The organism is Streptococcus sanguinis SK355, from assembly GCF_000212855.1.
GTDB classification, from domain to species: Bacteria; Bacillota; Bacilli; order Lactobacillales; family Streptococcaceae; genus Streptococcus; species Streptococcus sanguinis_A.
Genome location: NZ_GL890993.1, coordinates 1,467,514 through 1,492,705, shown reverse-complemented (window position 1 = coordinate 1,492,705; position 25,192 = coordinate 1,467,514). Strand labels below are relative to the sequence as shown.

18 protein-coding genes are annotated in these 25,192 nt (G+C 43.6%); 2 read left to right on the top strand and 16 right to left on the bottom strand.

Going from position 1 to position 25,192, the window contains the following annotated elements:
* Positions 1–26 precede the first annotated feature (26 nt).
* From HMPREF9389_RS04120 to HMPREF9389_RS04170, 11 genes are all read right to left on the bottom strand, one after another.
* Positions 27–9,890: a CshA/CshB family fibrillar adhesin-related protein gene (locus HMPREF9389_RS04120; protein WP_002930086.1), complete on the bottom strand. Its 9,864-nt coding sequence runs from the start codon at positions 9,888–9,890 to the stop codon at positions 27–29.
* A gap of 172 nt (positions 9,891–10,062) precedes the next feature.
* Complete coding sequence (locus tag HMPREF9389_RS04125; RefSeq protein WP_002930085.1) at positions 10,063–10,557, bottom strand: flavodoxin family protein; 495 nt, start codon at positions 10,555–10,557, stop codon at positions 10,063–10,065.
* Between the two features lie 74 nt (positions 10,558–10,631).
* On the bottom strand, positions 10,632–11,351 hold the full coding sequence (gene budA / locus HMPREF9389_RS04130) for an acetolactate decarboxylase (RefSeq protein ID WP_002930084.1): 720 nt from the start codon (positions 11,349–11,351) through the stop codon (positions 10,632–10,634).
* Positions 11,352–11,492: 141 nt separating this feature from the next.
* Entirely contained in the window at positions 11,493–12,722 is a 1,230-nt protein-coding gene (locus HMPREF9389_RS04135; protein WP_002930083.1) for a tetratricopeptide repeat protein, read from the bottom strand.
* Positions 12,709–13,887, bottom strand: coding sequence for an AI-2E family transporter (locus HMPREF9389_RS04140; RefSeq protein WP_002930081.1), 1,179 nt, complete (start codon positions 13,885–13,887; stop codon positions 12,709–12,711). The genes HMPREF9389_RS04135 and HMPREF9389_RS04140 overlap by 14 nt, the downstream gene beginning before the upstream one ends.
* 170 nt (positions 13,888–14,057) lie before the next feature.
* Positions 14,058–15,431: a sensor histidine kinase gene (locus HMPREF9389_RS04145; RefSeq protein ID WP_002930078.1), complete on the bottom strand. Its 1,374-nt coding sequence runs from the start codon at positions 15,429–15,431 to the stop codon at positions 14,058–14,060.
* A complete protein-coding gene (locus HMPREF9389_RS04150) occupies positions 15,428–16,084 on the bottom strand; it encodes a response regulator transcription factor (RefSeq protein WP_002897805.1) in 657 nt (218 codons plus the stop codon). Before HMPREF9389_RS04150 ends, HMPREF9389_RS04145 begins: the two co-directional genes overlap by 4 nt.
* A 21-nt stretch (positions 16,085–16,105) precedes the next feature.
* A complete protein-coding gene (locus tag HMPREF9389_RS04155; RefSeq protein ID WP_376739369.1) occupies positions 16,106–17,260 on the bottom strand; it encodes an ABC transporter permease in 1,155 nt (384 codons plus the stop codon).
* A gap of 75 nt (positions 17,261–17,335) precedes the next feature.
* Positions 17,336–18,010: an ABC transporter ATP-binding protein gene (locus HMPREF9389_RS04160; protein WP_002895848.1), complete on the bottom strand. Its 675-nt coding sequence runs from the start codon at positions 18,008–18,010 to the stop codon at positions 17,336–17,338.
* Positions 17,997–19,262 (bottom strand): efflux RND transporter periplasmic adaptor subunit, encoded by a 1,266-nt coding sequence (locus tag HMPREF9389_RS04165; protein ID WP_002930069.1) that lies wholly within the window; start codon positions 19,260–19,262, stop codon positions 17,997–17,999. Before HMPREF9389_RS04165 ends, HMPREF9389_RS04160 begins: the two co-directional genes overlap by 14 nt.
* Before the next feature lie 28 nt (positions 19,263–19,290).
* Complete coding sequence (locus tag HMPREF9389_RS04170) at positions 19,291–19,563, bottom strand: hypothetical protein (RefSeq protein ID WP_002895853.1); 273 nt, start codon at positions 19,561–19,563, stop codon at positions 19,291–19,293.
* 242 nt (positions 19,564–19,805) lie between these two features.
* Between HMPREF9389_RS04170 and HMPREF9389_RS04175 the strand changes: the two genes are divergently transcribed.
* Together HMPREF9389_RS04175 and HMPREF9389_RS04180 are read left to right on the top strand one after the other, a co-directional pair.
* Positions 19,806–20,816, top strand: a complete 1,011-nt coding sequence (locus HMPREF9389_RS04175; RefSeq protein WP_002930068.1) for a lactonase family protein — start codon at positions 19,806–19,808, stop codon at positions 20,814–20,816.
* Between the two features lie 68 nt (positions 20,817–20,884).
* Positions 20,885–21,070, top strand: a complete 186-nt coding sequence (locus HMPREF9389_RS04180; protein WP_002895857.1) for a hypothetical protein — start codon at positions 20,885–20,887, stop codon at positions 21,068–21,070.
* A gap of 52 nt (positions 21,071–21,122) precedes the next feature.
* On the opposite strand, the gene mgtE is transcribed toward HMPREF9389_RS04180, so the two are convergent.
* The 5 genes from mgtE to tnpA form a co-directional block, all read right to left on the bottom strand.
* Complete coding sequence (gene mgtE / locus HMPREF9389_RS04185) at positions 21,123–22,463, bottom strand: magnesium transporter (protein ID WP_002930067.1); 1,341 nt, start codon at positions 22,461–22,463, stop codon at positions 21,123–21,125.
* Between the two features lie 538 nt (positions 22,464–23,001).
* Positions 23,002–23,493 (bottom strand): protein-export chaperone SecB, encoded by a 492-nt coding sequence (locus tag HMPREF9389_RS04190; RefSeq protein WP_002930066.1) that lies wholly within the window; start codon positions 23,491–23,493, stop codon positions 23,002–23,004.
* Positions 23,493–23,753 (bottom strand): hypothetical protein, encoded by a 261-nt coding sequence (locus HMPREF9389_RS04195; protein ID WP_002930064.1) that lies wholly within the window; start codon positions 23,751–23,753, stop codon positions 23,493–23,495. Before HMPREF9389_RS04195 ends, HMPREF9389_RS04190 begins: the two co-directional genes overlap by 1 nt.
* 1 nt (position 23,754) lies before the next feature.
* On the bottom strand, positions 23,755–24,351 hold the full coding sequence (locus HMPREF9389_RS04200) for a hypothetical protein (RefSeq protein ID WP_032906484.1): 597 nt from the start codon (positions 24,349–24,351) through the stop codon (positions 23,755–23,757).
* A gap of 603 nt (positions 24,352–24,954) precedes the next feature.
* Positions 24,955–25,192: IS200/IS605 family transposase (tnpA, locus tag HMPREF9389_RS04205; RefSeq protein WP_002930061.1), on the bottom strand; the 238-nt coding region annotated here is incomplete at its 5' end.

The following is a 25,192-nucleotide window of genomic DNA, read 5'->3' as shown; positions in this document are numbered from 1 at the left end:
GTATCTGAAACCTAAATTCTTAATTTTTAGTCTTCAGACTTTTTCTTTCTCTTGTCTAAGCCAATCAGTCCTAAACCTGACACTCCTGCAAGTAAGCTTGCTGCCAAGTATGAGGTTTCTTCTGTACCAGTCTTAGGAAGAGCTTTTGCACTCTCGCTCTTGGAAAGAGACGGCGGTGCAGGCGTAATCGTGCGCTCTGGCTGAACAGGAGCTTCTGTCACAGTCGGAATGTAGACTGCTGAAATAGTCTGACCATTGCGGTCTTTACGAACAACAGTAACACCATCCGCTTGACCGACAAAGCCAGCTTCCGGTACAAAGGTCACTGTACCATCTGGCGCAATCGTGTAAGTTCCTTGGCCTGGAACAAGCTTTTCGGTGCTGCCATCCTCGAAAGTTGGCGGAACAGTTGAGTCCACATCTCCTTCAAAGAGAGGCTTGCCTGTCTGCGGCTGACCTTTGAGACCTGTGCTGCTGGTATCTTCTGTATCAGTACTTCCCAAAACAGTTGGGGTATAAGTAGCCGTCACGGCATTGCCATAAATATCTGAACGCTTCACAACAACTCCGCTGGCGGTTCCAACAAAGTCGGCTTCCGGTACAAAGGTCACTGCTCCCAGCATATTGAATCGATAAGTTCCTTCTCCTGGGACAACCTTTTCGGTGCTGCCATCCGCAAAGGTCGGAGCTACTGCCTGGTCAATCGCCCCTTCAAAGGTTGGCGTGCCTGTTTGAGCTTGTCCCTTGCGTCCGCTAGATACACTGTCCTTGCTAGTTGATGGTGCAACCACAGTCGGAACATAGCGAGCCGTCACTGAGGTACCATTCTTATCACGACGGACAAGGGTCACACCAGTACCCTGACCAAGGAAATCAGCTTCTGGAGTGAAGGTGACTGTCCCATCTGGCGCGATAGTATAGGTTCCCTGACCTGGAATGGTCTTTTCCTTGCTTCCATCTTCGAAGGTTGGATCGACTGTCTCATCAATTGGCACCAGTGGTTCACCTGCTTCGAAGGCAGGTTTGCCGGTTTGAACATGACCCTTGATATTCGTAGATGTCGCATCTTTACCGGTTGGGACTACTGCTTTCACTATTGCTTGATATTTGACAATAACAGGAGTTCCGTTAGCGTCTAGACGAATTAATCCCAGCTCTGATGTTTCACCTTTGAATTGTTTTATTGGGGTGAAGGTTACCTTGTTATCCGCATCCACTTCGAACTTACCAACATTTGGCACTTCTTTAATATTCTTTCCGTTACCAAACAGTGGAGTCGAACCAGCTGGGAATGGAACTGAATCATGACCAGGCGTAAAGGTAACTTGTCCTTCTTGGACTTGGCCTTGTAATCCTTCTGTCTTAGTGCCGGTACCTATCGGAGTTACTTTAGTGAACTCTGGACTATAAGTCGCAGTCACTGGCGTGCCGTTCTTATCCACACGTTTTACAGTGATTGGATCAGGTTTGCCTACAAACTGCTTGTCTGGGGTGAAGGTCACTGCACCATCTGGAGTAATGGTGTAAGTTCCCTGACCAGGAATGGTCTTCTTCTTGCTTCCATCTTCGAAGCTTGGCTCGACTGAGTCATCAATTGGAACTAATGGATCACCACCTGTGAAGGTTGTAGTACCCGTTTGAGGAAGGCCTTGAGGACCAGTGCTGGTTGCAGTAGTGCCTGTCGGAGTGACTTTTTCAACAGTAGGCGTGTACTTAGCCGTCACTGGCGTACCATTCTTATCTACTCGCTTAACAACAACTGGATCTGGTGTACCTACAAATTGCTTGTCAGGTGTGAAAGTGACAGATCCATCTGGTGCCACTTCAAAGGTACCGACATTTGGAACTTCCTTGCGTTTGCTTCCATCTTCGAAAGTCGCTGGAGCATCATCATCCAGTGGTACATTCGGGTCGCCACCGACAAAGTTTGGTTTACCCGTTTGTGGACGGCCTTGTGGGCCAGTGCTGGTTGAGGTTGTACCTGTTGGAGCTACCTCTTTCACTACCGCTTGGTACTTGACGGTAACAGGGGTGCCATTGGCATCCACACGAGTCAATTCAAGTTCTGGTGTTTCACCCTTGAACTGTTTGTCTGGTGTGAAAGTAACCTTGCCGTCCGCATCCACTTCGAACTTACCGACATTCGGTACTTCTTTAACTGCAGAACCATTGTCGAATAATGGAGTCGAACCAGCCGGGAATGGAACTGAGTCATGGCCTGGAGTGAAGGTGACTTGCCCTTCTTGGACTTGGCCTTGCAGACCTTCTGTCTTAGTGCCGGTACCTGTCGGAGTAACAGCAGTCACAGTCGCTTGGTAGTTAGCCTTAGCTACTGTACCATTTACATCTGTGCGGCTGAGTTCGATTTCCGGTGTCTTACCAACAAACGTTTTAACTGGAGTAAAAGTGACATTACCCTCTCCGTCTACTTCAAACTTACCGACTTTGGCAATTTCTTTCAGATTAGTACCGGTATCAAAGACTGGCGTGCTATTCTCAGGGAAACCTACTTGTGGACTTCCTGCTTCAAAATTAATCTTACCTTTTTGAACTTGGCCTTGAAGCCCCTCTGTCTGAGCACCTTTCGCCGTCGGAGTGACTTTTTCAACAGTTGGTGTGTACTTAGCCGTCACAGGAGTGCCATTCTTATCTACTCGTTTAACAACAACTGGATCTGGTGTGCCTACAAATTGCTTGTCAGGTGTAAAAGTGACAGAACCATCTGGTGCCACTTCAAAGGTACCGACATTTGGAACTTCCTTGCGTTTGCTTCCATCTTCGAAAGTCGCTGGAATGTCATTATCCAGTGGCACATCCGGGTCGCCACCGACAAAGCTTGGTGTACCCGTTTGTGGTCGGCCTTGTGGGCCAGTGCTCGTCACGGTGGTGCCTGTCGGAGTGACTTCTTTCACTACCGCTTGGTACTTAACTGTAACAGGGGTGCCATTGACATCAGTGCGAGTCAATTCGAGTTCTGGTGTTTCACCTTTGAACTGTTTATCTGGAGTAAAGGTTACCTTACCGTCCGCATCCACTTCGAACTTACCAACATTCGGTACTTCTTTGACAGAAGAACCATTGTCAAATAGTGGAGTCGAACCAGCTGGGAATGGAACTGAATCATGACCAGGCGTGAAGGTCACTTTGCCTTCTTGGACCTGGCCTTGCAGACCTTCTGTCTTGACTCCAGTACCAGTCGGAGTTACTTTTGTGAACTCTGGACTGTAAGTGGCAGTCACTGGTGTGCCGTTCTTGTCCACACGTTTAACAGTGATTGGATCAGGTTTGCCTACAAACTGCTTGTCTGGAGTAAAGGTCACTGCGCCATCTGGAGTAATGGTGTAAGTTCCCTGACCTGGAATGGTCTTTTCCTTGCTGCCATCGTCGAAGCTTGGCTCGACTGAGTCATCAATTGGAACCAGAGAATCGCCACCCGCAAAGGTTGATGTGCCGGTTTGCAGAAGACCTTGAGGACCTGTGCTTGTTGCATTGGTACCTATTGGAGTTACTTTCGTGAACTCTGGGCTGTAAGTCGCAGTTACTGGTGTACCATTCTTATCCACTCGCTTCACTGTGATTGGATCTGGTTTACCCACAAACTGCTTGTCTGGTGTGAAAGTCACTACGCCATCTGGAGTGATGGTGTACGTTCCTTGACCTGGAATAACCTTCTTCTTACTGCCATCGTCAAAAGTTGGCTCGACTGTTTCATCGATTGGAACTAGTGGATCCGCAGCTTTGAAGGTTGGAGTTCCTGTCTGCGGGATACCTTGTGGACCGGTGCTCGTAACGGTGGTACCTGTCGGAGTTACTTCTTTCACCACCGCTTGGTACTTAACTGTAACAGGGGTGCCGTTGGCATCCACACGAATAATTCCTAGTTCTGGTGTTTCACCCTTGAACTGTCTGTCTGGAGTAAAGGTTACAATGCCATCTACATCCACTTCGAACTTACCGATATTTGGTACTTCTTTAATATTCTTTCCGTTACCAAATAGCGGAGTCGAACCTGCTGGGAATGGAACTAATTCATGGCCTGGCGTGAAGGTGACATGACCTTTTTGAACCTGACCTTGCAAGCCCTCTGTCTTGTCACCAGTACCTGTTGGGGTAACAGCTGTCACAGTTGCTTGGTAATTGGCTTTTGCTGCTGTACCGTTGACATCTGTACGGCTAAGTTCAACTTCTGGTGTCTTACCGACAAACGATTTGACTGGTGTGAAGGTGACATTCCCCTCCGCATCAACCTCGAACTTACCAACTTTGGCAATTTCTTTGACATTCGTGCCGGTATCAAAGACAGGTGTGCTGTCGGTTGGGAAGCCGACTTGCGGACTTCCAGCTTCAAAAGTAACCTTGCCTTTTTGAACTTGGCCTTGAAGCCCCTCTGTTTGAGCACCTGTGGCCCTTGGAGTCACTTTCTTAACAGTTGGCGTATACTTGGCTGTCACTGGAGTGCCATTTTTGTCCACTCGCTTGACAACAACTGGATCTGGGGTACCAACATATTGCTTATCTGGGGTAAAGGTGACAGAACCATCTGGTGCCACTTCAAAGATACCGACATTTGGAACAACCTTGCGCTTGCTTCCGTCGTCGAAAGTAGCTGGAGTGTCATTATCCAGTGGTACTCCAGGAGTGCCGCTTACGAAGTTTGGCTTGCCTGTTTGTGGGCGGCCTTGATTACCAGTGCTGGTAATATTTGTTCCCGTTGGAACCACTTCTTTCACTACTGCTTGATATTTGACTGTAACAGGAGTGCCATTCACATCTGCTCGAATCAATGTCAGCTCAGGAGTGATCCCCTTAAACTGCTTGTCTGGAGTGAAAGTAACTTTACCGTTCGCATTCACTTCAAATTTACCAACGGTTGGAATCTCTTTAACAGTCAAACCATTGTCAAAGAGCGGAGTTGTTTCAGCCGGGAATGGTACAGAGGCATGACCTGGTGTGAAGGTAACATGGCCTTCTTGAACCTGACCTTGCAATCCTTCTGTCTTATCACCAGTTCCTGTTGGAGTCACCTTGGTGAACTCTGGCCTGTAAGTCGCAGTGGCTGGCGTACCATTCTTATCGACACGTTTCACCGTCACTGGCTCTGGGGTACCGACATATTGTTTTTCAGGGGTGAAAGTCACTGCGCCATCTGGAGTGATGGTGTAAGTTCCCTGACCTGGAATAGCTTTCTTCTTGCTGCCATCTTCGAAAGTTGGCTCGACTGCTTCATCAATCGGAACCAGTGGATCGCCGCCCGCAAAGGTCGGAGTGCCCGTTTGCGGGATACCCTGAGGACCGGTGCTAGTCACATTAGTACCTGTTGGGGTCACTTTGGTAAACTCTGGGTTGTAAGTTGCCGTCACCAGCGTACCATTCTTATCGACACGTTTTACAGTGATTGAATCTGGCTTTCCTACAAACTGCTTCTCCGGCGTGAAAGTCACTACGCCATCTGGTGCAATGGTATAAGTTCCCTGACCTGGAATAGCCTTCTTCTTGCTGCCATCTTCGAAAGTTGGCTCGACTGCTTCATCAATCGGAACCAGTGGATTACCACCTTGGAAAGTTGGGGTAGCTGTTTGCGGGATACCCTGAGGACCGATGCTAGTCACATTAGTTCCTGTTGGAGTTACTGATGTAACTGTCGCGATATAAGTGACTTTTGCTGCAATACCATTTGCATCTTTGCGAGAAATGCTAATTTCTGGCGTTTCACCTACAAAGCGCTTGTCTGGCGTGAAGGTGACATTGCCCTCCGCGTCTACTTCAAACTTACCGACTTTGGCAATTTCTTTGACATTCGTACCCGTGTCAAAGACTGGCGTGCTGTTGGCCGGGAATCCTACTTTTGGATCGCCAGCTTTAAAAGTTACACGTCCTTTTTGAACTTGGCCTTGCGGACCTTCTGTCTGATCTCCAGTTCCTGTCGGAGTCACAGCGGTCACAGTCGCCCGATATTTAGCCTTGGCTACTGTTCCGTTAACATCTGCTCGGCTGAGTTCGATTTCTGGTGTCTTACCGACAAAGGTTTTGACTGGAGTAAAGGTGACATTACCCTCTCCATCCACTTCGAACTTACCGATTTTGGCAATGTCTTTCACATTCGTGCCGGTATCAAAGACTGGGGTGCTGTTTTCTGGGAAACCAACTTGAGGACTTCCTGGTTCAAAAGTAACCTTGCCTTTTTGAACTTGACCTTGAGGGCCTTTTGTCTGAACACCTGTCGCTCTTGGAATCACTTTCTCAACAGTAGGCGTGTACTTGGCTGTCACAGGAGTGCCATTCTTATCCACACGCTTAACAACAACTGGGTCTGGTGTCCCAACATATTGCTTGTCCGGTGTGAAAGTGACAGATCCATCTGGTGCCACCTCAAAGATACCAACATTTGGAACCACCTTGCGCTTGCTTCCATCATCGAAAGTCGCTGGAGTATCATCATCCAATGGTACATCTGGGTTGCTACTGAAAAAGTTTGGCTTACCTGTCTGTGGACGGCCTTGTTTACCAGTACTGGTGATGTTTGTCCCTGTTGGAGTTACAGCAGTGACTGTCGCCTTGTAGATAGCTGTAGCTGTGCTGCCATTCGTATCTGTACGAGTAATCCTGATGTCTGGCGTAAGGCCTTTAAATTGTTTCTCTGGAGTAAAGGTTACATTTCCATCCTCATCCACTTCAAACTTACCAACAGTAGGCACTTCTTTAACAGTCGAACCATTGTCAAAGAGTGGAGTTGAGCCAGCTGGAAAGGCCATCGTTTGTGTTTGACCGTTGACTTGCGCAGAACCTTCTGTGAAGCTGACTTTTCCTCGCTGAACTTGGCCTTGTATACCACTGGTTTCAGCATTCGTCGCACTTGGTGCTGCTGCTTTTACATCAGCCTGATAGGTAGCTGTTACTTCTGTTCCATTGACATCTACTCGCTTGACAGTCTCTGCCGCTGGACGTCCAGTATAAGTCGCCAGTGGAGTAAAGGTTACTAGGCCTTGATTATCCACCTGATAAGTCCCAACACCAGCAACTGTTTTAGTCTGGCTGCCATTATCAAAGGTTGGCAACTTCTTGCTATCAATAGGTACACGATTATTGCCCGGATTGAAGGTCAGCTGTCCTGTCTGAACTGCACCTTGAATGCCCTCACTGCTAGCACCTTGAGCAGATGGTCTAACAGGAGTCACCTTTGGCTGATAAACAGCTTGATGCGGAATACCTTTGCCATCAATCATCTGAACGGAAACTGGATCCACTGTACCAACAAAGTTTTTATTTGGCGTAAAGGTAATCTTACCTGTTGAAGGCTCGACTTCAAAACGACCAACTTCCTGACCATTTGATAAAGCTGGAACTCTAGTATCATCTGTAGTCGTTCCATCCGCTTTCACAAATTTTACAGGATTTGCTGTACTTGGACTTGCAGGAGTTTTGCCAGCATCTCCATCATTAAAGACAGGTGTCTTTTCTTGCGTTAGTCCTTGAGCATCTGTTGTTTCATACTTAGGAACATTGAGCACGGTTGGTACATAACGTCCATCCATGGTGTTGAGCTGGTCATTGATGACTGGTTCAGCCTGATTTTTTGCAATCCAATCTGTACTTGCGCCGTTAGTATCAAAACGACGGATGTTAATCCCCTGAGCTGTGCCGATAAAGCCAGCCTTAGGCTCATATACCACATCTACATCAGCACCGTTTGCTGTTACTTTATAACGGCCTTCAGCAGTGTTGTACCAACCTGCTGCATCAGCAGTCAGAAGCTCTCCTCTCGCATCTAATACAATCGGAGCTTTAGTAGTATCAATTGCTACTTTCTGATTTTCAGTATTTTGAGCAATCCCCTGTGGAGTGAAATGAAGAGTGGCTGTCTGTCTCTGATCACGGATTCCAGTACTTTCCTTCTTCTCTCCTTTTGGTGGATAGGTCAGTTCGACTTCTAGGTCTTCCACCTCACCACTAAATGCAGTTCCAGTAGGCTTTTCAATATCTCCCTTGTTCAAGGCGATACGAACCCGCATTCCAAGCTTGCTAAGTTCAGGATTGGTCATGGCTGGGTTCTTCTTAAAGTTAACAGTATAATCTCCCGCAGTTGTTACTTCGGTAAATTCACTGGCTTCGTCTTCGTCAAAGACACCATTGTTATTGAAGTCAATCCAGGCACGGACATAGGCTTTTTCGTATCCGTTAGCTGAAGCATGGATGCGGAGAGAATAATCTCCGTCGTGCAGACGGTTTACTGGAAAAAGACCATTGGTTTTCCCGACTAAATCATCAGACAAGAGCTGATTAATACCTTCATCGGCTAAATCATTCTGATCGTCATGCTTCCAGTTATTTCCAGATGTGGTATCAATATCAGCCGCAACACGGCCCAAGAATGGCTGTGGATTTTGACCGCCAGTTTCTGCATTGTATCTTGAAATAGCATGGATCGCTTTTCCATAGGAATCAGGTGCATCACCTTCATCGATTGCCATAAAACCAATCATCGCAGCTTGCTGACCAGAAGAGGCTATGTAAATACCAACCTCTGATGCACCACGTGTCATTACAAGTGGAATTGTATTATTTCTAGAAAGATTAGGTCCAAATACTTGGCTTCCCAGTCCGCCAGTCTTTTGGTCAGGGCTGACATAGGCCTGCCAATGAACACCAGTACCGTCAGTTCCAATAAATTGGCCTTCTGTAGTAGGCTTCATCGGCTTATAGGTTTCTGTAATCTCAGTAGTCACACCATTTGCGTCTGTGACTGTACGCTTCCACTCGGCCAAATGTTCCCAGCCCTTACCATTGGTTGTAAAGATAGCGTACTCACCCGGATTAGCTTCTTCACCATCAGCCATGACAACTGTTGCTTTAACTGGCTTCCCACGATACCTAGCTTCAACTTTGAACTTCACGCCATAGTTGGCTTCATCTTTAGGAACCTGCAGTTGGGTTTTACGCCCTTTAGTATCAATTCCCTCTGACTTAATAGCTGAATATTGATTCTGAGCTGCACCAGTAATTTTAGGACGGTAATCATCACCATACCAATACTGATAAGCATAATTATTACTATTGTTATATTGAAGCCAAGTATTTTTTGCATTGGGATCATAACTGCTTTCGTACTCAGTTCCCTTTACTCGATCACGATAGATCTCTGTCGCATAGAAAGGTTTCAATTCCGTCACGGTCAGTTTGACCACATAGCCCGGCGAAATTTCCTTTTCATATACTGTTCCAACTTTAAAGGAGCCATCTTTATCTAGATTTCTCAGTGATTTAGTATCACCAAAATCTAGCCAGTTTACCTGCTTCATCAACTCATCAGAGCGTTTCCTTACTGATTCTTCCAGTGTTGGTTTAGAAACTGTAGGATTAGCTGTTGCATCTTGTATAGCAGAGCTAGCTTGACCAGCAGGACTGGCAGTACGGAATGATGTTCCTGTCTCCATTGGCTGGCCATTACGATCAGACCTTGGCATAGCCGCAGAACTTGGTTTTGGCGTATATTGTACTGAATAAGAGCGCGTCCGACTAGCTTCAGCAGGTCTTGCTTCATTAGAGGTCTCAGCTGTCTGATTAGTTTCTTGTGGCTTTTCAGGTGTCGCTTGCTCTGGAGCTGCAGCTGGGCTTACCAGCTGATTTTGATCCGCTCTTGCTTCTGAGTTAGCTGTTTCAGAAACTGCAGATGTTGCTGTATTCTCAAGAGCAGGCTGACTGACAGCTGACTCCGTCGGCTTTTCTGGCAGTGAAATATTATCATCTACAGATCCGCTGGCAATTTCATCAGCATTTACTGTAGCCGCAGTACCTAAAAGGAAAACGGTAGATAATAATACCGAGCAAACTCCAACATTTAATTTTCGAATCGAAAATTTGTTTAAATGGGGGTTAAATAATTCTTTTCCCATAGAATCTCCTATATTAATATTTAATAGCAATAGGTATTATACACCAATTAATTTTAGTTAGCCATGGATATGACTGTAGTTGAGGGGCATAGTGTCCAAAAATAGACACCTGAAAAAAAGGCTCCATTTTTAGAGCAAAATAAAGAAGATCCGCAAACGAATCTTCTCACTTTTAACCTTCTGATGATAAAACCTTATCTAATTTTTCTTTCAGGGACGTTAATTCCCAACCGTCGATTTCTTTCAGTTCATGAGTGGTTACTGCCAGCCCCTCATATTTGAGTCCGCAGTTCTGGCAAAAGCGGCTCATTACGTAGTCCAGCATTTCAATTTCTTTGCTGGGCTGAGAACCTTGCAAGAGCAGGAACACCTTTTTGCCCTTGAGTGCTTCTTGCGGCTCATGCACATCAGCTACTCGGTCCAACAGAGTTTTTAGCAGACCCGAAAAAGACCACCAATAAATAGGACTGGTAAACACCAGTACATCGGCTTGGCTCAGCTGCTCATAGACTTGAAAGAACTGATCGTTTTCTGCTGACTGGCCATATTGCTCAATATGGTAGTCCACTAATTGAAGAGCCTCATAATCTCTATCTCTCAGAAAAAAGTGCCCCAGCTTAAAACTATTGCCATTCCTATTTGGGCTGGCGTTTACCAAATAAATCATAGCTTCACTTCTCCTCTATTCTTTTTCCAATTATATCAAAAAAGAGGGCAGCAAACAATGCTAGCCCCTGCTATTTATTCCGACTTTTCCATATCTTCTTTCATCTCATCCATGTTAAACTTAGCAAAGAGATACTTGCGATCTTGTACTGGGAAACGCTGATCCAGCTGGTCTACAGCCCCCAACTCGATGACACCTTCCTTGATGACAAAGTCCATGACATGACCGCCAAAAGTCAGATCATCCGATACAAAATGCAGATGATAGCCTGCTAGACTGACCCCGTGGAAAATCTCAGGTGTCCAGATACCAACGATGGTTCCAGTGATATTTTCCTTACAGTACTCAGGCTGATTAACCGCTACTTCCGCAAACTTCCGTTCTGTCGTAGACTTGGGAATCATCCGAACATGCATGCGGGCGAAATCACCATGAATCTTGATAGAGCGGAAAAGATTTTCCCCATCATAGTAAGACTCAATCCGCTTTTCCAGTTCCTTGTCGTTCATCTCAAAGCGCTGACGGAAAATGACCTCCGCCTGGTGAGGAACTACTGCCGCATAAGGCACAGTCATATCCGGTGACACCTCAACCACTTCTGGCACCTCTCCAGATCCCTTTGCCTGATAAGCCTTACCATCGAGAATAATGAGCTCACCATCAATAGAGTCCAACGTTCCCAAACCCAAATCTCCATACTGCAGCAGCTCTCCAACAGTCATACTGCCGTCGTAAAGACCAGCCATCAAAGCTCCCAAAGTATTATATTGAAATAATTTGATTGGTTCTGCCATTATTTTTCCTTAATCTTTCTCTTCCTAAAAATATTATTGCCCATCCAGCTAAGCTTTTTTCATCCTTATTACATGTGCTTACTGAATTTCTACCGCCAATCATTATACCATAAATCGCGGGAAAGGGCTGAGCGAGTGCTCTTATAAACTTTCATAGAGTTCCTGCATACTAGCATCATCAGGTACCAATCTCAGGTAAGAAGCAGCAGCTCTTTTAGCTTCTTCGAATCTGCCTAGTTCTCGCAAAAGATAGACATACTGCTCCAGAAACTCTGGATTGTCTTGCAGTTCATGAGCCAGTTGATCATAGAGTTCCTCTGCTTTTTCCAGATTTTCCAAGGCCTGATAAGCACGCGCCAGATTCCAGCGGGTCAAGGCATTATCGACTTCTTGATCTGCAAATTCTAAAAGCTCCTCATAGCGTTCCTGCTCCAAATAAAGAGTAGTCAATCGCAAGGCAATCTCTTCCAAATCATCCGCATCTTCCTGAGCCTGCAAGAGATAATGTTCAGCCGCTTCCTCATCATGAAGTTCATAAGAAAGCTGTGAGGCTAAAAGCAAGAGCCGAGTCTCAAATGGATTCTTAGCCAAGCCCTGCTGGGCAAGAGTCAGGGCTTCAGCTGTTCGATGCTCCGCATGAAGAGATAGGGCATAGCCATATTCGTAGCCTTCAAAATCCGGCGACAGAGTATCCAGTTGCTTGAAATAAAGATTGGCCTTCTGGTATTCTTCCTGATCCGCTAATATAGTCGCCAGCTCATAAACCGCAGCATCGTCATACTCCAGCTCAACAGCCTTTTCTAAGAACTCAATCGCCGCTGCAAGTTTTCCAAGACTGGCATAGCAGACTCCAATCCGCTGATAGGTTGAGACGCCTGTCTGCTCAAAGATTGAATGATTATCTAGCTGGGCGTATTCCTTAATCGCCTGAGAAAAATCCCCCAGCTCCAAATCTATCTCAGCTAGACCAAAGGTTACCAAAGGCTCATCAGTCAGCTCTGCTGCCTGAGCCAATTTTTCTCGAGCTACATCAGGCAGCCCCTCTAGCTGATAGAGGTCAGCCTTAGCCAAGAGAGCAGCAACATACCAGTCACTGTTCGGCTGAATCTCCTCCAGATAGGCAAAAGCCTGCTCCAAGTCCCCATCGTCACTGGCAATAGCTGCCAGACTAATATAAGAAGCTGGATAGTCAGGAGCCAACTTTTCAAAAATACGCTTGGCCTGAGGGAAAAAGCCGATACTTTCTAAGTAATCGGCCAAATCCAATAATTCTTCTTCGCTGTCTGTAGTCAGGGCTTGCTCGAAATAGCGGTCAGCCAGAGCTAGGTCCTGCTCCTGTAAAGCTGCCAACATTTGTTCACTCTTGCTCACTGATTTCTCCTTCTTGTTCAAAATCGGCTTCGTAGAGGCCACTTACTTTCTGATACCACTTAAAGATGGCTGCAATGGCTACCTTTGCTGAAGCATAGGCAGGAATTCCCAGGAAAACGCCCCAAATGCCAAACATGGTACCAGAAGTCAATAATACGAATAAAATCGTAATCGGATGAATACTGAGCTGACTGCCCAAGACCAGAGGAGAAACAAAACGCCCCTCGATAGTCTGTTCAACAATGAAAACAACAATGACTTTAGCCAGCATCACTGGACCGCCAGCAATCAAACCGATTGCCAGAGCCGGAAGCATAGCCAAAAAGCTGCCCAGATAAGGCACCAGATTGAGAACGCCCGCAATGACTCCAAGAGTGACACCATAGCGCAGACCAATAATCTTAAAGAAAACGATAAACATCAGAGCTACAATGATAGCGACCGTCACCTGACCGCGCACATAGTTAGCCAGCTGGGTGTTGATATCCGTCATCACTTGACCAAAGGAAGCGCGGAATTTAGTCGGCAGAAACTGGGTCACATAGCCCTTCAGATTTTTCCCGTCTCTCAGCAGGTAAAAAAGGATAAACGGCATGATGATAATAGCCACGACGATCTGCGAAGTTGTACTAATTAAGTTCCCCGCCCAGTTAACTGCCCTAGATGAAAAATTGCTGGCCCAATCGGTAATTTGGCTTGATAGATTGCTAGTGTATTCCTCAATCTGCGGCTTGAAATCTGCCGAAATATACTTGGTCACAATATCGTCGATGAACTTGTCAGCCTGCTTCAGATAAGCTGGAACATTTCTGACAAAGGCCATGACCTGATGCTGCAAGCTAGGAATAGCAACAGCCAAGCCCCAGATAATCAAAAAAGCAATTAAAACAAAGACAATGGTAATAGCAACCAGTCGATTAATCTTGTGCTTTTCCATCCAGTCGACGATGGGATTTAACAGATAATAAAGCAGGCCAGCTAAAATAACCGGCAGCATGATTACTCCCAAAAATTCAATGACTGGGCTAAAAATAAAACTGATTTTACTAAGTATAAAAATATTCAGTCCCATCAAAAGGGTTACTAGAAATACTGTAATAGCTTTGTTATCTAAAAACCATTTAAAAAACCAAGATAGGCTAAAATCTTTTTCTTTATGCTCCATATTCTCCTCCTTTAACTTGTCATTTCATTGTAACATTTTTCAGAGAAAAATTCTCAGCTCAGCTATAGAGAAAAGCAAAAAAAAAGAGGAGCCAGAAGATTTGTATTTTTCGCAAAATACAGCTTCTGACTTCTCTATTCGGCTTCTGCAGGGCCAGCTAGAATACAAGGCTATTTTTCAACAGCCGGCAGAGAAATGCTAAAGCGCATCTTCCGCCCATCAACGGCTTCAAACTGATATCGCAGACCATGCTTGTCCAAAATCTGCTGAACGATAAAGAGTCCCAGACCAGTCCCGCCATCCTTGCGATTGCGGCTGTAGTCTGGCCGATAGAAAGGCTGAAAAATCTGCTGGATTTGGTCTTTGTTTAAGACTCGTTCTGCTTCATTTTCGATGACTAGCTTACGCTCTTCCAGCCTAAGTAGAATCTGTCCACCTTCTACTGTATAATGAAAGGCATTGTCCAGAAGATTTTTGATAGCCTTGAGCAGATAGGTGCGGTTACCCTTGACCTTCGCTTCTGTCAGCTCAACTTGAAAATGGTAGTGTCTGACATCTGCTAAAACTCGATAGGTACTCAGATTTTCCTCCAAGACCTGCTTGAGTGAAAAGACTTCCTGTTCAGTTTCAGTCTTCATCTCCAGTTTAGAAATGGCTAAGATAGACTGGACTAACTCCGACTGCTCCTCTAGAATTTCTCGGCACTTCTGCAAGTACTTGTCTCGATCCTTGAACTCTCCTACTCCATAGATCATGCCATCGACCATCCCCATCATGCTGGTAATGGGTGTCTTGAGCTCATGCGATGTCATCCGCAAAAACTCAGCTTTTTCCCGCTCGCTTTCTGCTACCTTTTCATTTTCTAGGCGCAGAGCCTCAATACTGGTCAGTAGATTAGCATAGAGATGATTGATGTCTTGGGCCAGTTCAGCAATCTCATCACGCCCCTTGACCTGACAGGTCACATCTGGAGCCAGACTCGTCATTTGACGGGTGCTCTTAGAGATGGCTTTGATCCGCTGACTGGAAGTCCGGCTATAGAGATAGGCAGCCAGACCACCTAGACTCAGAGATACAAGCAAGACAAATGGATAGAGATTGAGCAAAATCCGACTAGCATCAGAAACAGGCTGTAAGGAATATTCCCCTCTCAGGACAACTTCTTTACCATCTGAAGTCCGAAAACTTTCTGATAAACTCTTGCTCTCATAGTCGCTGTTGGCAATCGTTGGGACGATAGTCAGCTGCAGAGAACTTTCATCGCCAGCTTCGAGTGAGGGATAGAGAATCGTATTGTCTTTCGCCAGCAAGGTAAACCAAATCAGATTGCTCTTTTTACTATAATCACTCAAGAGCTCGCCGATTTCCTGACTGGACTTTCCCTTGACTTGCTTGGAAACTTGGTCAAATTCTCTCTGAGCTTCTCCGCTCTTAACCTGCTGATAATACACCGGCATGGCAAAGTAAAGACTGGCTAGAACGATAGTCACCACCACGAAAATGATGGACGAGGTCAAGAGAAAGTTCTTTTTGACAATTTTCACTTGTCTTCTCCTCCAAGCTGATAACCCATACCCGTAATGGTTTTCAGCGGCACACCCGGAATCTTTTTACGGATGTTCTTGATATGATTATCCAGTACCCTGCTATCCAGCTCACTGTAACCCCAAATGGTATTCATGAGCTGATCACGGGTCACCAGGTGTCCCTTCCTCTTAGCCAGAGTCTGCAAGATTTCATATTCTTTCTTGGTCAGAGGCATTTTCTCGCCCTGCCAGTAAACTGTGCAGTCATCAATCGAAACCGTCAGGTCGCCAACAGCAATCTCTGAAGCAACTGTATTTCTGCGCAGAATATTCTCAATCCGTTTGACCAAGATTAGCGGTGAAAAAGGCTTGGTTACATAATCACTGATGAGGTGATTAAAGCTGACCAGCTGGGTATACTCGTCATCCAGAGCGGTCAAAATCATGACCGGAATCTGAGAAGTCTTGCGGATTTCCTTCAGCACTTCCAGACCGCTCTTGGTCGGCAGCATCATATCTAAGATGACCAGATCAAAGGGTTCTTCTTCAAAAGCCTGCAAAGCATCGCCTCCGTCAAATACTGGCCTCACCTCATACTGACTTTCCTTTAAAAACTCGCAAATCACTTGATTAATCGTCGTATCATCTTCCACCACTAGAATCTTGTGCATACTTAGATTTTTCTCCTTTACCTATTCAAATCGCAGGGCTTCAATTGGATCCAGCTTGGATGCTTTCACAGCTGGCAGGAGCCCAAATACTACTCCTATTATACAACAAAAGATCAAACTTACAAAGACAGAAAAGAGGGATAAAATATACGGATAGGCTAGAGACTGAGTGATGGCAAAGCCCGAGGCGATACCAGCCACCACGCCAATAATTCCTCCCATCAGGGTCAGTATAACTGCCTCAATCAGAAACTGCTTGAGAATAATCTTCCGCCGAGCTCCTAGAGCCTTTTTAATTCCGATTTCACGAGTCCGCTCTGTCACTGAAACCAGCATGATATTCATAACACCGATACCTCCTACTAAGAGGGAGATGCTGGCAATACCTGCTAGCAAGACGAAGTTAGACTTATTGAGATTGTCCAGTTGCCGTTCAAATTCCTGCAGGTTGAGCACACCAAACATATAGTCTGATGGTGGCATCTGCTGATTGAGATAATCGCTGACTTTCTTGGCCACCTTCTTCAAATCATCGGCCTTGTGGGTTTGGACAGTCACTTCAGGACTGACATTAATGGTATCAAAAATCCGATGCCACTGCTGCAGGGGAATATAGGCCACCTTTTCTGCACCAGCTGTTAAGCCACTCTGTTCAGTTGACTCAAATACTCCAATAACCTTAAAGGGATTGCCTAAGACTTCCACATACTTGCCGATACCATCCCCCTTTGGAAAAAGACTATCATAAAGGGACTTTTCCAGATAGGTCACCTGCTCTTGATTTTTAAAGGCTTCTGAGTCAAATCCTTCACCTTCTAGCAGGCGTTGCTGCTTGATGTCAGCGGCTGTCTGCGAAACCGCCTGAATCTTCCCAGATGACTTTTGGCTCAGGTAGTAAATCTTCTCATCTGTACCATAGGTCAGCAGAGCATTCTTGACCCCAGAGATTTCCTTAATCTTACTCAAAACATCCTCTCCCATAAAGGGAATATAAGAAGGCTTCTGGGCTTGAGATTTCTCTGGAATAGTTGGATCGATGGCGCTTTTCTTGTCATAGACAACCTTGATTGTGTTATTGTTACCGCCAATGAGCTGACGCTTGGTATTTTCCGTATTTCCCTCAATGATAGAAAAGATTGCAATGATAGCGCCTATCCCGATGATAATCCCCAACATGGTCAGCATAGAGCGCATTTTATGCGACAAGATTGAATTCAGAGCTACAAAAATATCTTCCATACAGCTTCCTTTCTATCCTATCGCTTTGCTCTCTATATTACCATCCCGCAGGATAACCGTCTGCTTGCAGAGTTGGGCTACTTCCGGCTCATGGGTAATGATGACAATGGTCTTTCCCTCATCATTAAACTGCTTGAAAAGGTCCATAATCTGCACACTGGTCTTGGTATCCAGGGCCCCCGTTGGTTCGTCACCAAGGATGAAGCTGGGATTGGTTACCAAGGCTCGCGCAATGGCTACCCGCTGCTTTTGACCACCGGACAGCTCCATAGGCTTGAAATCACTTCTTTCTTCCAGTCCGACCAATCGCAACATTTCCAGAGCCCGCTCCCGTCTCTCTTTTTTAGGAATTTTCATGTAAGTCAGAGGCAGTTCCACATTTTGGCAGGCCGTTAGCTTGGGCATAAGATTAAAATTTTGAAAAACAAAGCCAATCTTCTGATTGCGCAAATCGGACAGCTGATTGTCAGACAGCTCAGACACATCGGTCCCTTCAATATGATAAGTCCCTGAACTTGCCTTATCCAGACAGCCGATAATGTTCATCAGAGTGGACTTGCCAGATCCAGACGGTCCCATGATAGCCAGAAAATCCCCCTCTTTCACATGCAGATCAATTCCTTTTAAAATTGGAAATTCCTGACTGCCTTGCTGATAAGATTTGTGGATATCCTTAAGCTTTAACATGCTGTCCTACCTCCATCCCTTCTTCCATACCTGCTCTCGGGGTTGAAATAGCATCCTGCATAGTCAAACCTTCCGTAATCTCCACCAAACGGTCAGAAACTTTCTTGGTCTTGACTTCCTGCATTTTCAGAGTCTTGCCCTCTACTTTCCAGACATAGGTCTTGCCATTTTTACTGAAGGTATAGGCCTTATTGACAACTACCTTTCCTGCCTCGGGAGCATTCTCCACGATGTTGACATAGGAATGGGAGCCCACCAGTGGCATTTCACCACCTTGATCCAGCTCAACAGTATAAGGATACTTACCTTGGTTAGGGTTTTCCTGTTGCTTATTCCCACCATTATTATTGGAAGTATTTTCTGCTGTCAGACTGCCGACCTGAGTTACCGTACCACTCCATCGCTTCTTAGGATCCTTGCGATCCACCACTTCCACTTTCTGGCCGACACTCAGCTTTTCACGGTCAAATTCACTGACAGTCCCTTTGACCAGAGTTTTGGACTTGTCCATAATCTCAATAAAGTTTTCTTCTTCCTTTTTAGCCTTGGACTGATTGGGCAAATCTTCATTCATAGAGGTAATTGTTCCTGCTGTATCGGCAGTCACAGTATCATACTTCATCCGGTCTGATTCTGTCTGAGCTGTCACCTGAGCCTTTTCAGCCTCAATCTGAGCTGTCGTTACTTCATTATCCGCCGTCTTGGCATCGCTCAACGCCTGAGCCAGCTCATCTTCAGCTGACTTTATCTGCTCTAGCAGTGACTCATCCTGACTGGAATTGTATTTGTCCTTGAGAGCATTGAGACTGGCCAACTTGCGATTATAAGTTTCCCATTTAATCGCAGCGCTGTTTTGAGCGGCTGTGATGCCATTAGCCTTGGACTGGGCATCATATTGAGCCGACTGGGCTGTCAATTGCTGCTCTGTCACATAGGAAAAGAGCGGCTGCCCTTGTGTAACGGTATCACCATTTTTGACAAATACTTCCTTGACTTCCCCCTTAGAAGGGTCAATCTTGACCTTACTGCTATTGTTGGCAACTACTTCCCCAGATAAAACCAGGCTTGTTTTTTTACTGTTATTGACAGCTTCTTGGACTGTCAGCGAATCAATCGTCTTATCTACCATTTTCATGGCCTGTTGTTGATTGATCTGTCTAAAATACAGATAGCCTCCCAGTCCAGCACAAGCAAGAATGACCGTGCTGCCCAATAGAATGGTCTTACGATTCATTTTTTTTCTTCGAAACATATTGCCTCCAACCTATATGTTTTAATCTTTATTCAGCTTCTGAGCTAGATCCTGATCCATCTTCTGGAATTTCCTCACCATCTGCTGGGATTTGGATAACATTTCCATCAGGCATTGTGTATTCTGTCACTTCTTTGCCATCAACTGTCTTGGTCTTCTTATCAACAGCATCCTTCTGGAAGTCTACTTGTTTCCCATCCTTAATTTCTGAGTTATCAGCTTCTTTATTTCCGCATGCGGCTAAAAAGAATCCTGACATTCCGATAAGGGCAACGAGCATAGCAATTTTTTTAACGTTCATTTGATTTCTCCTTTGTTTTAGCAAGCAGGAACTTTGTTGTTTCCTGACAGTAATTGTTTTTTTGAACAATTCTATTCTAACAAAGCCATCTATCCCCTTCCTACCCGCTATCTGTTTTTTATCTGTTTTTTCAAATCAATACTATTCTTTTGAAAATCAGACAAATCCTCCGCTCTAAGACCTATCATCTGCTTTTATGATATAATAGTAGCAATCAATCTAAATACATACGAGGTAATGGAATGACACAAACAGTTTACTTTGGAACCTATACTCGCAGAGATTCCAAGGGAATTTACAAGGCAGATTTTAATTCTAATAAAGGAACTTTAGAAAACTTAACCTTGGTTGCTGAAGAGCCCAGTCCAACCTACCTAGCCTTTGATAAGGCTGGACATCTCTATTCTGTTGGAGCAAAGGACGGACAGGGGGGGATTGCAGCCTTTGACCAGGCAGGTCAGCTCCTCAACCATGTCGTTGAAGAGGGGGCTCCGCTCTGCTATGTGGCAGTTGACGAAGAACGTGACTTGGTTTACGGTGCCAATTATCATAAAGGGCAAGTTCTGATCTACAGACGACTGGCTGATGGCAGACTGGAACTGGCTGACTCAGCTAGCCATCAAGGTCAAGGACCACACGCAAATCAAGCCTCTGCTCACGTCCACTATGCTGACCTTACACCAGATCAATACCTGATCACCTGCGACTTGGGAACTGATGAAGTCACCACTTATGATGTTGCTGAAGATGGAAAAATCGCTCCTCTGAACACCTACAAGTGTGCCGCTGGAGCTGGTGCCCGCCATATCGTTTTCCACCATCATTATAAAATCGCCTATTTAATCTGTGAGCTTAATTCTACTATTGAAGTCTTGATTTACGATGGAGTCGGCCATTTTGAACACCTGCAAACTATCTCCACCTTACCAGAGGACTTTGAAGGAGCCAACAGAACAGCTGCTATCCACCTGTCTGCTGATGGCAAGTTTCTCTACGGTTCCAACCGCGGCCATGACTCTCTTGCCGTTTACGAAATCTTAGCTGACGGCAGCTTGGACTTAATCCAGATTGTACCTACCAATGGCCAAAATCCACGGGATTTCAACATCACACCGGATCAAAACCATATCATTGCTGTCCATCAAGACTCTGGCAATGCAACCATCTTCAAACGCGATGCTGAAAGTGGAAAATTAACAGAAATCTCCCATGATTTCTATATTCCCGAAGCTGTTTGTGTGACCTTTAAATAAGCAGAATTCTTGTCTTTCTATTAGAAATTTGATTAAATAGTATAAAAAATTACTAAGGAGCAACCACCATGAACCCCGTAGATTTATTTAACCAAGTAAAAGAAATGATTGAAAAGAAAGACTTTGATGGCGCTAAAAAGTTTATCGAAGAAAACAAGGACAAACTCGGAGAATACCTTGATCAAGCTAAAAAATTAGTAGCTGGAAATGAAATGGCCAGCGGCGCTATTGATAAAATTAAAGGTTTGTTCTAAGTAAACATAACAAAAACGCTTGAAAAATCAAGCGTTTTTTGTGTTCTCTTTTTTATATAATCAATGGCAAGAAAACCTGTGCTAAGCCTAGAAAAGCTAGATAACCCAATACATCTGTTGCCGTGGTAATAAAAATGGTCGAAGCTAGAGCTGGATCCTGATTCAGTGTCTTGATAATCAGCGGTACAAAGTAACCAAATAGAGCACCACATGCTAGATTGATCATCATTGCCAATACCACAATAACAGACAGATAGAAATTTTGATAGAAGACAAACATGACAATCGCTGCAATCAAGCCAGTAAAGAAACCATTAACCAAAGCTAGCACGATTTCTTTGAATACTAAATACCGATCTTCTTTCAGATCTAGTTTGCCCAAGGCAATTCCCTGGATAACCAAAGCAAGTGTCTGAGAGGCAGAATTTCCGCCCATTCCTGTGATAATAGGACTAATCGCTGCTAATGCTACAACTTTTGAAATCGTATCATCAAAAAGTGCTACTGTCGCAGAAGCCAGAAAGGCTGTCACTAGGTTAATCATCAACCAAGGTAAGCGTTTTTTGAGTGATTCTTTGAAAGGTCCTCCAATTTCTTCACTTTCTTGGACACCACCCATCCGCAAGATATCTTCTTGATATTCTTCTTGCAAAACATCGACGATATCGTCAATTGTGATAATTCCTAGCAATACCTGCCGATGATTGACGACCGGTACAACAGATAAATTATATTTGGCAGAAAGCTGAGCCACCTCTTCTTGGTCAACCTCTGGCGTCACAGTCACTAACTGAGTGTTCATAAATTCGCTGAGTTTCATCTCCGCATCATGAATAAATAAATCACGGATATCAATCCAGCCAACTAGCGAATGATGAGCATTTCTAATAAATAAGGTATCAATAACTTCCGTATTGGGCGAAATCTCCCTCAATTTATTGAGAGTTGCTGAAACGGTCAGATTTTCATTTAAGGTAATGAATTCTGTCGTCATCAGACCACCAGCTGTCTGAGGATCGTAAGCCAACATAGCTTTCAAATTCTCTTGACTGGTATTTTTCATCATACTTAAGTATTGCTTACGCAAGTCCACACTCAAGTAACCCAAAATATCTACCACATCATCATCTGGCATAAGATAAAAAAGAGTGCTGGTACGTTTGAAAGAAATTGATTGGATAATCTGTCGTTGCAACTCCGGCTCGGCTTCTTTTAAAATCTCTACCAATTGATCATCACTAGCCATTTCCGTAAAGGTTTTGAGGAGATTCCCTTCCTCATCCTCCAAGGCTTCCAAAGAAAGAGCAATATCAATGGGATAGTAATCCTCAAATATCTGATTGAAAACTTCCCTATCCTGTGATAGTAAGACCTGATTTAATAATTCTTCCATTGTGCTCCTCCTTCCACTTTGCTAGTATACCATAAAAGACTGATTTTTATACAAGAAAGCTATAAAATCTTTAGTAAATCACTCACTTTTTCAACCATGTAGTCACAAGAAAATGCAGGCATCTCTTGATTATATTTTCCGAAAGAAAAACTGTCATCTTGTCCTCCAATTTTTCAAGGGAAAGAGCATGATCAGCCCTACACACTACTTCTAGGCAATTTTCTAGGAAAAGATGATAAATCTCCCTCTCATCAATTAGGCTTGATCCTAAATCAAAAAATATCCATTGTTATATCTTTACACATCAAAAAAGCTAGTACTAAGTCCTAGCTCCTTTTGTATCTTATTAGATTATTTTTTCAAGTTGTACCAATATCAAGCCGTTCAATAAAATACACTAAATTATTAACCCACTTTTTACTTTTTCCATTCTAAAATGTGAAGTACAAACAAGTACAGTGTACTAAAGGAGTAGTTAAAAAGGTATTAAATTTATGAGTTCAGCAGGCAAGAAAAAAGGCATCTTGAAGAGTGTCTTTTAATTATTAAAAATATTAAGAGGCAATTCATCAAACCCCCAATATTCAACTAGATTGTTCTCTCTTAATGTTTCAGCGAAATTTACAACTGGCAAAACATAGGCTGGAAAACTATTGACCTGAGCAGTTAAAGTTGACACAAAAGATCTTAAATAAGGATAAAGTATAGCGATTGCATTTGTACTCAATATATCTTTTAAATTATCTACACTTTTAAAATCGCTAAAATTTAACGAATAAATACCTCTGATATCAACTTCCAATTGGAAGGGAACATGTTTAACTTCAGTTGAATCTATTTCAGACTTACAATTTCCTATTTGGGTTTTAATTATTACATATGACCGTGCATTCTCATAGCTAATTCCAATCTCAGCTGAAAAACTTACCTCAGTATGTAATTTGCCCGAATCATCAGCTCCCTCAAACATAGTGTTTGTTAGAAAGCTTACATTATCAATTGCATAATCTTCAAATGAAATAATTGCCATTATGCAGCTTCAACTCCTTTTCCAATTTGAAATATTGAATCACTGTAAACATTATTAGAGTAGTTCATTTTTTTATTTATTTCGTAAAACTCATCACCAATTGCTACCTTACAATAGCTTGCAGGATTATTCTGAGCCAATTTAAAATCATAAATTTCTTTTTTAATGACAAGCTTGACTAATTCATCCAACGCATCTTTTGGTAACCATGAATCAATATCAAGAATTGATCCATCCAATATAATTTCATTATAGGCCATATCACTCACACTCCTCGACTTTTTCCCAATTGATTAAGGATAAATTTCTAAGACAAATTTCCCTACCATTTGGCAAATTAGATATTGTTCTTACACCCCCAACATTGTACACAGGTGTATATGTATCACAAATTACACAATCTATACTGTCACAGAATCTAAACTTAATCAGAAATTCAAGAAAAATTCCATCTAAATTCGCTCTCTTTTTTCTAGGATTATTTTTAATTGCAGAAGACAACTGAGTATAGATTCTATCATATAATTGATTCTTCAATTCATTTAGCATCTTTACAGTTGAAGTATTATTTAAATTTAATACAGTTAAATTTTGATCATCAAAAACAAACTTTAAAATCTTTATTTTATTTTCTTCGTGCTTATATGTTTTAGAGTAATTCTTTGCAGATTGTTTTCCAGAAAACCCCTTACTTTCTTCGTCAATAAATAAATACAACCCTTGTCCCAAATCATTTGGGAGATTCTGTCCAAGCACTATCCCTGCATCATTGGTTATAACAAAAGGAATAACATCTATTGAACAAGTACTTAGTATATTTTGTGCAGCAGTAGGGGTTGTTCCATGATATCCCTCCAAAATTCCCTCCAAAATTCAGTACTCTTATTTCCTCTAATGACTATATTGTACCATAAAATGAAAAAGAAGTAGTTCAAAAAAGCATTTTTTTGTACTTTTTATCAAATTCACTACGTTTTTTCCTACTTTTTGAGGATTTTTTAGATGTTTTTCTTTCCTCTACATTACCTTATATACTAATTTGGAAAAATCATAAAAGCACCTAGTTCCCTAGATGCTAGCACAATAGCCTGGATTCGAACCGGAATCTCCTCAATCAAGGCACAAGCACTATATACTACTCATTGTACTTTAGTTCATTATATCATACAATCAGTTACATACCTAGCAATTCATGATATGCTTCCATATTTAGTGATGTAATAATGCTAAAATACAAATCTGAGTAAGTTTCAAACCACTTATTAAGCTTGTTATAGGCCGACGACTGACTAACAAACAATATACGTTGACAAGCTCCAATCATAACCACCCGTCTAACGGGTGGTTTGTCCCAGGGCTATAAGCCCACATCACCAGCCAGCGCCTAAAGACGTTGGCTTTCACTTTGTTCAAGCCTCATTGCTCTTGACTCGTCACAAACCTCTCAAAGAGGTGTTTGCATTACTTACCACTATCCCTAAAGGGATCCTCATATTCTTTTACACTCAATTTATCCAACGCTATATCATGCTTTTCCTGCTCTTGGATATATTTCTTAATTGTGGCTTCATTAAGTCCTACTGTACTCACGTAATAGCCTTCCGCCCAAAAATGTCGGTTCCCAAACTTATATTTTAGATTGGCGTGCTTATCAAACATCATGAGAGCACTTTTACCTTTTAAATACCCCATAAAACTA